The sequence below is a fragment of the Amycolatopsis thermoflava N1165 genome, assembly GCF_000473265.1.
Classification (GTDB): Bacteria; Actinomycetota; Actinomycetes; order Mycobacteriales; family Pseudonocardiaceae; genus Amycolatopsis_E; species Amycolatopsis_E thermoflava.
Genome location: NZ_KI421511.1, coordinates 3,610,676 through 3,623,669, shown reverse-complemented (window position 1 = coordinate 3,623,669; position 12,994 = coordinate 3,610,676). Strand labels below are relative to the sequence as shown.

At 71.6% G+C, this 12,994-nt stretch carries 14 protein-coding genes; 5 read left to right on the top strand and 9 right to left on the bottom strand.

Annotated elements, in window-relative coordinates:
• Window positions 1-21 precede the first annotated feature (21 nt).
• From AMYTH_RS0117740 to fahA, 5 genes are all read left to right on the top strand, one after another.
• Window positions 22-1,344: an MFS transporter gene (locus tag AMYTH_RS0117740; RefSeq protein ID WP_027931465.1), complete on the top strand. Its 1,323-nt coding sequence runs from the start codon at window positions 22-24 to the stop codon at window positions 1,342-1,344.
• 36 nt (window positions 1,345-1,380) lie between these two features.
• Window positions 1,381-1,905 carry a MarR family winged helix-turn-helix transcriptional regulator gene (locus AMYTH_RS0117735; protein WP_027931464.1) on the top strand — a complete coding sequence of 175 codons (525 nt, stop codon included), beginning with the start codon at window positions 1,381-1,383 and terminating at the stop codon, window positions 1,903-1,905.
• A gap of 63 nt (window positions 1,906-1,968) precedes the next feature.
• Entirely contained in the window at window positions 1,969-3,159 is a 1,191-nt protein-coding gene (locus AMYTH_RS0117730) for a homogentisate 1,2-dioxygenase (RefSeq protein WP_027931463.1), read from the top strand.
• The gene (locus tag AMYTH_RS0117725; protein WP_027931462.1) at window positions 3,129-3,980 is read left to right on the top strand and encodes a hypothetical protein; all 852 of its coding nucleotides are present in this window, start codon (window positions 3,129-3,131) and stop codon (window positions 3,978-3,980) included. Before AMYTH_RS0117730 ends, AMYTH_RS0117725 begins: the two co-directional genes overlap by 31 nt.
• On the top strand, window positions 3,977-5,158 hold the full coding sequence (gene fahA / locus AMYTH_RS0117720) for a fumarylacetoacetase (RefSeq protein WP_027931461.1): 1,182 nt from the start codon (window positions 3,977-3,979) through the stop codon (window positions 5,156-5,158). Before AMYTH_RS0117725 ends, fahA begins: the two co-directional genes overlap by 4 nt.
• Window positions 5,159-5,208: 50 nt before the next feature.
• Here the strand turns inward: fahA and AMYTH_RS0117715 are convergent, their stop codons facing one another.
• The 9 genes from AMYTH_RS0117715 to AMYTH_RS45160 form a co-directional block, all read right to left on the bottom strand.
• Window positions 5,209-6,147: an ABC transporter permease gene (locus AMYTH_RS0117715; protein WP_027931460.1), complete on the bottom strand. Its 939-nt coding sequence runs from the start codon at window positions 6,145-6,147 to the stop codon at window positions 5,209-5,211.
• Window positions 6,144-7,022: an ABC transporter ATP-binding protein gene (locus AMYTH_RS0117710; protein WP_027931459.1), complete on the bottom strand. Its 879-nt coding sequence runs from the start codon at window positions 7,020-7,022 to the stop codon at window positions 6,144-6,146. Before AMYTH_RS0117710 ends, AMYTH_RS0117715 begins: the two co-directional genes overlap by 4 nt.
• 10 nt (window positions 7,023-7,032) lie before the next feature.
• Window positions 7,033-7,416, bottom strand: coding sequence for a GntR family transcriptional regulator (locus tag AMYTH_RS0117705; protein ID WP_037322586.1), 384 nt, complete (start codon window positions 7,414-7,416; stop codon window positions 7,033-7,035).
• Window positions 7,417-7,488: 72 nt separating this feature from the next.
• On the bottom strand, window positions 7,489-8,253 hold the full coding sequence (locus AMYTH_RS0117700) for an enoyl-CoA hydratase/isomerase family protein (RefSeq protein ID WP_027931457.1): 765 nt from the start codon (window positions 8,251-8,253) through the stop codon (window positions 7,489-7,491).
• Between the two features lie 17 nt (window positions 8,254-8,270).
• A complete protein-coding gene (locus AMYTH_RS45175; protein ID WP_051362730.1) occupies window positions 8,271-8,813 on the bottom strand; it encodes a histidine phosphatase family protein in 543 nt (180 codons plus the stop codon).
• The gene (locus tag AMYTH_RS45170; protein WP_228684844.1) at window positions 8,813-9,094 is read right to left on the bottom strand and encodes a VOC family protein; all 282 of its coding nucleotides are present in this window, start codon (window positions 9,092-9,094) and stop codon (window positions 8,813-8,815) included. The genes AMYTH_RS45175 and AMYTH_RS45170 overlap by 1 nt, the downstream gene beginning before the upstream one ends.
• A gap of 110 nt (window positions 9,095-9,204) precedes the next feature.
• Window positions 9,205-9,948, bottom strand: a complete 744-nt coding sequence (locus tag AMYTH_RS45165; RefSeq protein WP_037322585.1) for a phosphosulfolactate synthase — start codon at window positions 9,946-9,948, stop codon at window positions 9,205-9,207.
• Window positions 9,945-11,066, bottom strand: coding sequence for an acyltransferase (locus AMYTH_RS0117680; RefSeq protein ID WP_027931456.1), 1,122 nt, complete (start codon window positions 11,064-11,066; stop codon window positions 9,945-9,947). Before AMYTH_RS0117680 ends, AMYTH_RS45165 begins: the two co-directional genes overlap by 4 nt.
• Window positions 11,063-12,532 (bottom strand): class I adenylate-forming enzyme family protein, encoded by a 1,470-nt coding sequence (locus tag AMYTH_RS45160; protein WP_051362729.1) that lies wholly within the window; start codon window positions 12,530-12,532, stop codon window positions 11,063-11,065. The genes AMYTH_RS0117680 and AMYTH_RS45160 overlap by 4 nt, the downstream gene beginning before the upstream one ends.
• Between the last annotated feature and the right edge of the window lie 462 nt (window positions 12,533-12,994).

The following is a 12,994-nucleotide window of genomic DNA, read 5'->3' as shown; positions in this document are numbered from 1 at the left end:
GCACACTCAACGAGGAGAGACATGAGCGAAACCACCGCTGCCGGGGAACTCGGCAGCCGCACGATCCGCAAGGTCAGCAAGAGAGTCCTGCCGCTGGTCGCGCTGCTGTACGTGTTCAACTACATGGACCGGTCGAACATCAGCTACGCCCAGCTGGGCATGCAGCACGAGCTGCTGATCACCACGGCCGTGTTCGGCACCGCGTCGGCGATCTTCTTCCTCGCCTACGTGGTGTTCGAGATCCCCAGCAACATGATCATGAAGAAGATCGGCGCGCGGATCTGGCTCGCGCGCATCGCCATCAGCTGGGGCATCGTCACCGCCGTCACCGGGTTCGTGCAGAACATCCCGCAGCTCTACATCGCGCGGATCGTCCTCGGCGTCGCCGAGGCCGGGCTCTACCCGGGCCTGCTGCTGTACCTGACGCTGTGGTTCCGCCCGAAGGAACGCGGCCGCGCCATCGCGACGCTGGCGATCGCGCAGCCGGTCGCGATGATCCTCGGCAGCCTCACCGGCGGCCTGATCCTCGACCACATCAACTGGTTCGGCCTGTCCGGCTGGCGCTGGGTGTTCATCCTGCAGGGCCTGCCCGCGGTGCTGGTCGGCCTGGTCGTGCTCGCGTATCTGCCGAACAAGCCCAGCCAGGCGCGTTTCCTCTCGCGGGAGGAGAGCGAGTGGCTGGAAACGGAGATCAACAAGGACTACGCGCCGGAGCAGAAGGAGACCTTCCTCGGCCAGCTGCGGGTCATGAAGGACCGCAAGGTGCTCTACATGGCCTTCGCGAACCTGTTCGCCGCGTGCGGCCTGTACGGGTTCACCTTCTTCCTGCCGCAGATCGTCAAGCAGATGGACCCGTCCTACTCAGCGACCAACATCGGTTTCCTCGGCGTGATCCCGTGGATCGTCGGCGCGGTGGGCATGCTGCTGGTGGCCCGCAACTCCGACCGGACGGGGGAGCGGCGCGGGCACGTCGTCGCGATGATGCTGCTGGCCGCGGTCGGCCTGTTCGGCACGATCCAGTTCCGGCACACCCCGGTGGCGGCGCTGATCTGCCTGTCGCTGGTCGCGATCGGCGTGCTCGGCTACCTCGCGCCCTACTGGGCGCTGGCCTCGCGGGTGCTGTCCAAGGAGCACACCGCGGTCGGGCTGGCCGCGATCAACTCGATCGCCGCGCTGGGCGGGTTCTTCGGGCCGTACGTGATCGGCAAGAACGCCACCGCCGACGACGTGTCGGTGGGCCTGTACTTCCCGATCGCGTGCCTGGTCATCTGCGCGGTGATGCTGTCCTTCCTCAAGGTGACGAAGGAACGGCGTGGCGCCGCGGCGGCCCACGAGGTAGTTTAGATATTAACTACTTCCTCCGGCGATAGGGTTGCGGTCATGGCGGATGGCGAGCTCGACTTCTGGTCCTTCGTCGAGCTCGCCAACCGCAGGCTCGCCGAGGAGTTCGGCTTCCGGCACCAGCTCGCCACCGAGGTGCTGCTCACGCTGAACCGGGCCTCCAACATCGTCACCTACGACCTGGAGGCCAGCGTCCACCGGCCGCGCGGCCAGTCCTGGTCCGGGTTCCGGCTGCTGTTCGTCACCTGGCTGGCCGGCCCGCTGGAGGCGAAGAAGGCCGCCGAGCTGACCGGCATGAGCCGCGCGGCGGTGTCCAACCTGTCGAAGACCCTGGTGGCCGACGGGCTGCTGGAGCGCACGCCCGGCGAGCACGACGGCCGCTCGGTGCTGCTGTCGCTGTCCGAGCGCGGCCGCGCCGAGATGGTCGAGGTGTTCCGCGAGCACAACGAGCGCGAGCACGAGTGGACCAGCGTGCTCACCGAGGCCGAGCAGCGGATCCTGGTGATGCTGCTGGACAAGCTGATCACCAACCGCGACCAGTTCGACGTGCGTGGCCGCAACTGACCCTTGCGCACGAGCGAAGTAGTACATACATTTACTACATCGGACCGGCAAGGAGGCGAGGTCATGGCGTACTACCGGCAGGTCGGTGCGGTTCCGCCGAAGCGGCACACGCAGCACCGCACCCCCGAGGGTGGCCTGTACTACGAGGAGCTGATGGGGGAGGAGGGCTTCTCCAGCGATTCGTCGCTGCTCTACCACCGCAACATCCCGTCGGCGATCGTCGACTCGACGGTCTGGGAGCTCCCGGACCTGACCACCGAGGCCAACCACCCGCTCCGGCCGCGGCACCTCAAGCTGCACGAGCTGTTCCCGGGCGAGGAGTGGAAGTCCAACGACGTCGTCACCGGGCGCCGGCTCGTGCTCGGCAACGGCGACGTGCGCATCTCCTACGTCGTGGCGGGCGAGGCCTCCCCGCTGTACCGCAACTCGATCGGCGACGAGTGCGTCTACATCGAGTCCGGTGAGGGCGTCGTCGAGACCGTGTTCGGCGTGCTGCCGTTCCGCCAGGGCGACTACGTGATCCTGCCGCGCGCCACCACCCACCGCTGGGTGCCGGACGGCCCGGTGCGGGCGTACGCGATCGAGGCGAACTCGCACATCACGCCGCCGAAGCGGTACCTGTCGAAGTACGGCCAGCTGCTGGAGCACGCGCCGTACTGCGAGCGCGACCTGCACGGGCCCACCGAGCCGCTGCTGGTCGAGGGCACCGACGTCGAGGTGCTGATCAAGCACCGCGGCAGCACCGGGATCGTCGGCACCCGGTTCGTGTACCCGCAGCACCCGTTCGACGTGGTCGGCTGGGACGGCTGCCTCTACCCGTACACGTTCAACGTCAGCGACTTCGAGCCGATCACCGGCCGCGTGCACCAGCCGCCGCCGGTGCACCAGGTGTTCGAGGGCGACAACTTCGTCGTCTGCAACTTCGTGCCGCGCAAGGTGGACTACCACCCGCTGTCCATCCCGGTGCCGTACTACCACTCCAATGTGGACTCGGACGAGGTCATGTTCTACTGCGGCGGCGACTACGAGGCGCGCAAGGGCTCGGGCATCGGGCAGGGCTCGATCTCGCTGCACCCGGGCGGCCACTCGCACGGCCCGCAGCCGGGCGCCTACGAGCGCAGCATCGGCGTGGAGTTCTTCGACGAGCTGGCGGTCATGGTCGACACGTTCCGCCCGCTGGAGCTGGGTGAGGGCGGCCGCGCGGCCGAGGACCCGAACTACGCGTGGACCTGGGCCGGGCGGGGGCCGAAGTGAGTGTGTTCGCCGGCTTCCTCGACGACGCGGCGGTGTTCCCGCCCGGTCTGAAGCCCCTGCCGCAGGCAGTGCCGGACCACGCCACGCACCTCGCGTCGGGCTACGGCGAACTGGTCGGCCCGCTGGTCCTGGCCGCGCCGGCGCTCGCGGAGCTCGGCGCGGTCGCTGCCGAGCCGCTCGATCTGTCGGTGACCGCGCCGGGCGGCCCGGCCCAGCTGCCGGACGCTCTGGGCCGGGCCGCCGACCTGCCGGTGCGGCTGGCCGGGTTCGAGGTCGCGGTGCCCGCGGAGTCGTCGGTGCCGGAGTTCTTCCGCGCGCTGGAGGTGGCCGGTGACGTGCCGGTGTTCGTCGAGGTGCCACGGGACCCCCGCCGGGCCGAGGTGATCGCGACCTGCGCGAAGACCGGGCACGCCGCGAAGTTCCGGACCGGCGGGGTGAAAGCCGAGCTGTACCCGGACGAGGCGGAGCTGGCCGCGGCCGTGCACGCCGTGGTGCGGGCGGGGGTGCCGTTCAAGGCGACCGCCGGGCTGCACCACGCGGTGCGGAACACGGACCCGTCCACCGGGTTCGAGCAGCACGGGTTCCTGAACCTGCTGCTGGCGACGGCGGCGGCCCGCTCCGGCGCGGGCGAGGACGAGCTCGTCGCGTTGCTCGCGGAGCGGGACGGCGCGCGGGTGGCCGAGCTGGTGTCCGAAGTGGACCCTGCGGCGCGTGAGTCGTTCCGGTCGTTCGGGACCTGCAGCATCGACGAACCGGTGGCCGAACTGGTGGACCTCGGACTGGTCCCGGCTTCGGCGCTGGAAGGAGGAGTGACGGCGTGACCACGATCGACATCCCCGAGGGGTCGCTGTTCGGGCTGGACAACCTGCCCTACGGCGTGTTCTCCACGCCGGGGACGCAGCCGCGGGTCGGCGTGCGGGTGGGCGATTCCGTGGTCGACCTGGCGGTGGCGCTGGGCGACGACGTGTTCGCGCGGCCGTCGTTGAACGCGTTCATGGCGCAGGGCTACGACCGGTGGGTAGAGGTGCGGGCGCGTATCTCGGAGCTCGTGCGGGGTGAGGTGCCCGCCGAGGCGGTCTTCCCGGTGTCCGAAGTGGAGCTGCACCTGCCCGTCGAGGTCGCGGACTACGTGGACTTCTACGCGTCCGAGCACCACGCGGCCAACCTGGGGCGGCTGTTCCGGCCGGACGCCGAGCCGCTGATGCCGAACTGGAAGCACCTGCCGGTGGGCTACCACGGGCGGGCCGGGACGATCGTGGTGTCCGGCACGGACATCGTGCGGCCGTGCGGGCAGCGCAAGGCGCCGGACGAGGACGCGCCGTCGTTCGGCGAGTCGCGGCGGCTGGACATCGAGGCGGAGCTGGGGTTCATCGTCGGCGTCCCGTCGCCGCTCGGTTCGGGTGTCCGGACGGAGGACTTCGCGCGGCACGTGTTCGGCGCGGTGCTGGTGAACGACTGGTCGGCGCGGGACATCCAGGCCTGGGAATACGTCCCGCTGGGCCCGAACCTCGGCAAGAGCTTCGCGACGTCGATCTCGCCGTGGGTGGTGCCGCTGCTGGCGCTGGAGGCCGCGCGGGTCCCGACGCCGGAGCAGTCGCCGGAGCCGTTGCCGTACCTGCGGGAGTCGTCGCCGTGGGGGCTGGACATCGCGTTGTCGGTGTCGTGGAACGGGCAGGAGGTCAGCCGCCCGCCGTACCGGGAGATGTACTGGTCGCCGGCGCAGATGCTGGCGCACATGACGGTCAACGGGGCGTCGTCGCGCACGGGCGACCTGTACGCGTCCGGCACGATCTCCGGCCCGGAGAAGAACCAGCGCGGCGCGTTCATCGAGCTGACCTGGGGCGGCAAGGAGCCGGTCGAGGTCAACGGCGAGCCGCGAACGTTCCTCCTGGACGGCGACGAGGTGGCGATCACGGCGACCGCCCCGGGATCGGCAGGCCGCATCGGTTTCGGCGAGGTGCGGGGGCGGATCCTGCCGGCCACCGAAGCCAAGCGCTGACGCGCCGGGCTCCGGCCTGGCGCGTCAGCGCTTGGCCGGAGCCCGCACTGTCACAGCACCCGCCGCACCCGCCACAAGCCGGCCGCCAGGACCAGACCGCCCAGCACCACGTGGATCCCGCTCTCGATCCCCTGGAATCGCCAGAACCGGTCGGCGGGGTGGAACGCGGCCCGCTGCGCCGCCACCCCCTGGTTCTCCAGGCAACTCCGCGCGGTGTCGGCGGACGTGCAGGCGGACGGTTCGAACGCGACCTCGTGGCCGCTCGCGTCGTAGTACGCCGCCCCGAGCCGCCAGGCGTCGTACGGGACGGGGTTCGTCGCGGCGACGGAGGCCGTGGCCTGGGCGGGCTCGGCGAAGCCCGGCCTGGCCAGGTTCGCGACCCCGACCACGACCACCAGGTAGACGAGCAGTGTCGCCGCCATCGCGGCGAGCGTGTTGCGGAAGAACAGCCCCGCCGTCGCGCCGACGGCGAACGCGAGCACGGTGTAGGCGCCCAGGACCGGCCCCTGCGTCTCGAAGCCCGGTGTCATGATCGCACCGCGAGTCACGTAGTGCAGCGGTTCGAACGCCCAGGCGCTCACCAAGCCAAGCGCGAACATGCCGAGGAGGATCGGCGTACCCACCACGAGCAGCTTGCTCAGCCACCAACGGAACCGGCTCACCGACTGCGTCAGCCCGAGGATGTGGGTCCCCTGCTCGAATTCGCGCGCGAACAGCGGAGCGCCGGTGAACATGCCGAGCAGCACGGGGAGGCCGAGAAGCACCATCGGGAAGTTGCGCGCGAAGCTCTGGAACTCGTCCTCGAACGCCGCCATCGCCGGGGCGGTGCACCGTCCACTGTCGACCACCTGGCACCCCTCGATGCCGTGGGCCGCCAGGTAACCGGTCGCCTGCACGTGCTCGACGACCAGCACCACCGCGACGGCCGCGGTCAGTCCGAGACCGAGCAGCAGCTGCAGGCGGTGCAGCCGCCAGGTCACCCAGGTCACGCGGCCACCTCCCGCGCGGGTGCCGCGGCGCTGCCCGCCCGCAGGTGCGCCATCACCAGTTCCTCCAACGTGGGTTCGTGTGATTCCCAGCCGGGAGCGGGCGCCGGCCCGCGTCCCCGTACCAGGGCCGTGACCTGCCGTGCCGTCTTGCGCCGCTCGACCACCGTGTCCGGGGCGAGGTCACCGTCCGCGGGGCCGACCAGAAGCCGGTGCCCGGCGAGCAGGTCCGCCACGTCGCCGCACAGCCGCGTCCGCCCGTCGGCGAGCAGCAGCAGGTGATCGCACACGTTTTCGAGGTCCGACAGCACGTGCGAGGAGAGCAGCACGGTCATCCCGGTGTCGGCTGCTTCGGCCATCAGCGTCCGCATGACCTCGTCCCGGGCGATCGGGTCCAGATCCGCGAGCGGCTCGTCGAGCATGAGCACGCGCGGACGCCGGCCCAGAGCCATCGCGAGCGCCACCCGCGTGCGCTGGCCCCCCGACAAGGTCCCGATGCGCGCGGCGCGCGGGACACCCGCCTCGGAGAGGAGCCGCTCCGCGTAGGCCTGGTCCCACGTGGTGTTGAGCGCCCGGCCCGCACGCAGCATGTCCGCCACCGTGAACCCGCGGTACAACGGCTTGTCCTGGGCGAGGAACGCCAGGTCCGCGGGAATCCCCCGCCTGTCCGGCACGCGACCCATCACCCGCACCTGCCCCTCGGTTGGTTCGAGCAGGCCGGTCGCCAGCGCCATCAACGTCGTCTTGCCCGCGCCGTTGGGGCCGACCAGCGCGCTGATCCGGCCGTGTGGCACGGAAAAGTCGCAGTCCCGCAGCGCCCAGCCCCGGCGATACCGCTTGCCGAGACCGGTCGCCGTCAACGCGTCGCTGCTCGCCATGCCCCCTCCTTCACGTCCAGTGGTGTTCGTCGAGTACCGACTTGACCAGCGCTTCGACGTCCTCCCGCTCCAGCCCCGCCGCGCGCGACTCCCGGATCCAGCTCTCCAGCTTCTGGCGCAGCAGGGCGCCGTCCACCGCGTCGCCGTGCCCGAGCGAACGCCGGACGAAGGTGCCGAGCCCGCGCCGCGCCTCGACGAGGCCTTCGCGTTCGAGTTCGCGGTACGCCTTGAGCACCGTGTTCGGGTTGATCGCGATGCTGCTCACCACCTCCTTGGCGGTGGGCAACCGGTCGCCCGGCTGGAGCCGGCCGAGCCGCAACGCCTGTTCGACCTGCTGCACCAACTGCAGGTACGTGGCCACGCCGCTGCGCCGGTCGATCCGGAACTCGATCACAAGAACCCTTTCACTAATCAAGTAGTGAAAGGGTAGTACACGGCGGCTCCGCCGAGCCACCGGTGTGCCCGGTCAGCGGCCGGTGAACTTCGCCTTCCCTGGCCCCTCCGCCAGGAAAGACCGCACCGCGTTGCGCAGGTCTTCCGTGCGGTACAGGTCCGCCGCGAGCGACGTGATGTGCTTGTTCGCCTCGGCGACGCCGCCGTTCGCGAAGTGCGACAGCACCTTCTTCGTCGCCGCGTGGGCGCGCGTCGGGCCCTCCGCCAGCGATGCCGCGAAGGACCGGGCGGCCTCGTCGAACCCGGCGTCCGGCAGCACCCGGTTCACCACGCCCCACCGCGCCAGCTCGGCCGCCGGGTAGCGGTCGCCCGTCATCACGAATTCCGCGGCCCGCCCGACGCCGGCCCGCGCGGCCAGGCGCTGCGTGCCGCCCATCGTCGGGGTCAGGCCGACGACCTTCTCGACCAGGCCGAACGACGCCCGCTCCGCCGCGAGGATCAGGTCGCACGCCACCGCGACCTCAAAAGCCCACGTCAGGCACAACCCGTGCGCCGCGAACACCGTCGGGATCTCCAGCGCCGCGATCCGGTCCGGCAGCGCCAGCATCCGGTCGAACAGCTCCTTCGCCTGCCCGGGTGTCTCCTGCGCGGCGAACAGCGACACGTCGACCCCGCCGCTGACGATCTTGCCCTCGGCACGGATCAGCAGCGCCCGCGCATCCCCGAGGCGGTCCAGCGCGGCGTCGAAGTCCGCGTGCAGCTCGAGCGTGTACAGGTTGAGCGGCCCGGCATCGATCGTCAGCACGGCCAGTCCGGTGGGCTCGAGATCCAGGCGCACAGTCACAAGGCCGCAGACTAGACGGCCGCGCCCGGACGCACAGTGATCACCGCCGCATTCCCGACCGCCACCCGCGGCACCGCGGACCCCGACACCGGGTCCACCCCGGTCGTCGCCACGCGGATCGGGCCGCCGTGCGTCACCACGACCAGCTCCTCCCCGGCGTGCCGCGCCGCCAGCCTGCCCAGCGTCCGCCGCACCCTCAGGTGCAGGTCGGCCACGCTCTCCCCGCCACCGGGCGGCAGCCGCAGCGGGTGCGCCCACAGGCCGTCGATCACCGGCTGCACCTCGGCGAACCGCCTGCCCTCCAGCGCGCCGAGCCGCTGCTCCCGCAATCCGGCGTCGACCAGCACCGGCAACCCCAGCCGGGCCGCGATGATCTCCGCCGTCTCCCGCGCCCTGGGCAGATCGCTCGACACGAGCACCGTCCCGGTCACGTCCAGCGCGGCCGCCTGCGCCCGCCCCGCCGCGGTCAGCGAACCCGCCCGCGGCGACTGCCCCTGCACACGGCCGGCGACGTTCCACGCGCTCTGCCCGTGCCGTACCAGGTGCACGGCCATCAGTACTGCAACCGCGGGTCGTCGTAGTTCTTGAACTCCAGCACGTTGTTCGATGGATCCACCAGGAACAACGTCCGGTGCTGCTCGGCCGTCCCCTCGAACCGCAGCGACGGCCCGGACAGCACCGTCAGCTTCCGGTGCTCGACGACCCGCACCAGCCGGTCGAAGTCCTCGGCCCGCGCGAAGCTCACACCGAAGTGCCGCGGGTAGGCCACCGCCTCCGCGGGCACGTTCTCCGACAGATGGCACACGAGCTGGTCGCCGAAGAAGTCGAACGTCACACGGTCGTCGTAGCGGCGGGGCCAGCTTCGCGCCGAGGCCGAACACGTAGAACTCGACGGCCTCGTCGAGGTCGCGGGCCGGGATGGCAACGTGGCAGGCATCGCGAGGGTCACGCATGGACGGTTCCCTTCAGGGTCGGGGTGAGCTGGACGAGGGTGTCGGCGCGCAGCCCGCGCCGCAGGGTTTCCACGCCGAGCACGTCGGTGGTGGCGATGTTGCCGAGGTTCACCGACGGCCCGAGCGCCTGGATCAGTTCGACCTGCAGCTCCTTGGTCGGCGCCTCGAACAGCAGGCGCCGGTGGTCGACCGCGGAAATCACCGCGTGCAGCACGTCCTCGCGCACGTGCCCGTCCGGCCGGGCCAGGCCGCTGCGGCCGCTCTCGCGCGTCTCGGTGATCACGAAGTCCGCGCCGGCCGCGAGGTCCTCGGTGATCGCGCCGACCCAGTCCGCCGGCCCGAGGCACGCCGAACGGCCCGCGTCCTTGTAGCCGACCTCGGCGAGCACCGGCCGGTACCGGGTCATCCGCTCGACGTAGGGCGCCTTGTCGTGCTGCGACAACGGGATCGTTCCGTTGGACACCTCGATGTGCGTGGCGCCGGCGTCGTCGACGAACGCGAGGCAGTCGTCCAGCCGGTCGCGCACCAGGTAGTGCTCGAACAGCGTGCCGCCGAAGTAGCAGCCGATCCCGGCTTCGCGCAGCACGGCGACCTTGCGGTGCAGGTCCCTGGTCACCAGTGCGGTGCCCCAGCCGAACTTGAGCAGGTCGATGTGGTCGCCGTGGCTGGTCACCAGGTCGGTGAACGCACCGGTCGGCAGACCGGGGTCGATCACCATGGTCACACCGGTGTTCATCGGGTTCCTCCTGTGGGGACGAGGGCGGGTGCGGGCACGCGTGCGCGCACCCGGGCCCGCCCGGTGAGGGCGAGGCTGGCCGGGGTGCGCCGCGCCAGTGCGGTGACCAGGCCGGACACGGAGTAGACGAGCGGGACGACCGCCAGCACCAGCACGGGCAGCAGCACCGCGTCCGGCGGCTGCGCGGGGCCGGCGGCGGCGACCGCGAGGAGCAGGCCCTGCAGCAGCAGCGGGTGGATCAGGTACACGCCGAACGACGCGTCGGAGGTCGCGCGGACCACGCCGCACCACGGCGTCCCGCGCTCCGTCCACACCAGACCGAAGGCGAGGAACGCCCAGGCCACGGCGAAACTCTCCACCGCGACGACGGGCTGGAACACGATGCTCGCCACCAGCGGCGGTTGCCCGGCCAGGTAGACCTGTCCTAAGTAGACAGCCACGCCGAGCGCCAGCGCCGCCGCGCACCCGCCGAGGACCACCCGCACGTGCGCGCGGGTCCACGCCACAAGCCGTTCCCGGTGCGTCCCGGCCAGCGCGCCGACCAGCACGTAGCCGAGGTAGCTGGGCAGCCAGGCGTCCGGCGCGTGCACCCACCCGGACAACCCGCCGAGGTTCCACTGCTGCTGCACGGCGAGCGAGAACACCAGCTGGAACGCCACCGCGAAGGCCAGCAGCGCCCAGTGGTACCGCCGGGTCACCGCGATCAGCCCCCGGACCGCCGGCCACACCAGGTAGATCTGCATCGACACCAGCAGGAAGTACAGGTGGTAGCGCGCGGTCCCGGTCAGCAGCTCGCTGAAGAACGCCACCGCCGAGTACGGCCCGCCGTCCGCGAGGAAGTAGACGACCGTCCACAGCAGATACGGCACGACGACGAACAGGTAGCGCCGTCGCCAGAACTCGCGCCACCGCGGCTTGCGCGCCGTGCTGTAGGTGAGCACGAACGCGGTCAGCAGGAAGAACACCTCGCGGCTGACGTGGAAGACGACGATCAGTCCGCCGATCGGCACCCCCGGTGCGAACGGCGCCAGCGCCAGCACGTGCAGGCCGATCACCAGCCCGACGGTCAGGACGCGCACCAGGTCGACGTAGTGCAGGTGCTCGCCGCGCCGGCTCACCGCCCGCCCGCCGCGGCCCGCAGTTCACGGCGCAGCACCTTCCCGGTCGGGCCGAGCGGCAGCGCCGCCGTCACCTCGATCACCGACGGCCGCTTGTAGCGGGCCAGCCGCTGTTCGCACCAGCCGTGCAACGCCCGCGCCAGCCCGGGTTCCGGCCGTCCCGTCACGAACGCGACCGGCACTTGGCCGAGACGCTCGTCCGGCGCGCCGACGACCGCGACCGCGGTGACCGCCGGGTGCGCGAGCAGGACGTCCTCGATCTCGTGCGGGTAGATCTTCTCGCCGCCGCGGTTGATGACGTCGTCCACGCGCCCGGCGAGCGTGAGGTACCCGTGCTCGTCGAGCACGCCCACGTCACCGGTCCGCAGCCACCCGTCCGGCGTCCGGGCCGGGCGACTCCGTTCGCCGAGTCCGTCCAGCTCCAGGTACCGGCTCACGACCTGGCGGCCGCGCAGCCGCACCTCGCCGCGTTCGCCGGGCGGCAGCACCTCGCCGTCCGGCCCGGCGACGACGAGCCCCACCCCGACGGGCAGACCGACCGAACCGGCGCGGCGCAGCCAGGGGTCGAGCGGGTTCGCGGTGATCTGCCCGGCGGCCTCGGACATCCCGTAGGTCTCCAGCACACCGACGCCGGTTCGCTCGGTGAAGCGCCGCGCGATCTCCGGTGACAGCGGCGCCGACGCCGAGCGCGCGAACCGGATGCGGCGGGCGACGTGGTCCGGCGGCGCGGGCCGCCGGGCGAGCGAGGCGAGGATCGCGGGGACGGTGTTGAGCCAGGTCGGCGACCAGCGTTCGACGCGGTCCCAGTAATCGCCGGCGCTGAACCTCCGGTCGAGGACCAGCGAGCCGCCGCTGATCACCGTCGCCAGCAGGCCCATCACCTGCGCGTTCACGTGGAAGAGGGGGAGCGGCGTGTACCCGCGCTCGCCGGGGCCGAACCGGTGGTGCCGCGCGACGCGGCGGGCGGTGCGCACGAGCTGCCACTCGCTCAGCGGGATCCCCTTGGGCGCTCCGGTGGTGCCGGAACTGGTCAGCAGCACCGCGGGCCGCAGCGCGGCGCCGTCGGCACGGATGCGAGCGGTCCGGACGGGGCGCGGCCCGTCGCGGTCGAGTGCCCAGGTCGGGCGGCCGGGGACGAGGTCCGGCCGGTCGGTCGCGACGACGGCGGCGCGCACCCGGTCGAGCGCGGTGCCCAGTTCGGCCGTGGTGAGGCGGGGGTCGACCGGCGCCGCGGTCAGGCCCGCGGCGAGGCAGCCGAGGTAGGCGGCGGTGAACGCCAGCGGATCGGCCGCCACCAGACCGATCCGGGTGCGGGGCGGCAGGTCCCTGGCGAGTTCGCGCCAGCGCCGCGCGGCGGCCGCGACCGAACGCCAGGTCAGCTCGCGCCCGTCCGCGCCGTCGAGGAAGGCCACCTCGTCCGGCCGGTCCTGGGCGCGGACCTCCAGCATCCGGGAAACGACGGCCATCTGCACTCCTCCGGTTCGGCGAACGACCCGGCCGAGGGTCGTCCCCCTTTCTGGGCGGCCGGTGAGAACCGCCTGAGAAAACGCTGTGCGCACCCCCGTGCTCCCGGTGACGGTCCGGTATGGACCGCACGATTTCGCTTTGTGGCAGGGAACTTCGAGGGCGGTATTGGCGAAATACTCCCATTGCGGACTGCCGTTTCTGGCCGTGTTGCACGGTCGCGGAATGAATGTCCGAAAAATAGCGAGCCGGACCGGTTTTCTGCGGTTCGCGGAAAATGAGCACGCCGATATCGTGTATCCGCCCACGACGTGCGCGAACCACGCCGCGGCGGGGTTGTCCACGCTCGTCGCCCTCGGGACCGCGGACCGGATCCTCCAGCACGGCGCCCAGGTGGTGCAGCACGCCACTGCGACCCGGCGGGCCCAGAACTCCTGGCCGCCGCACTCCTCCGCCAGGCGGAC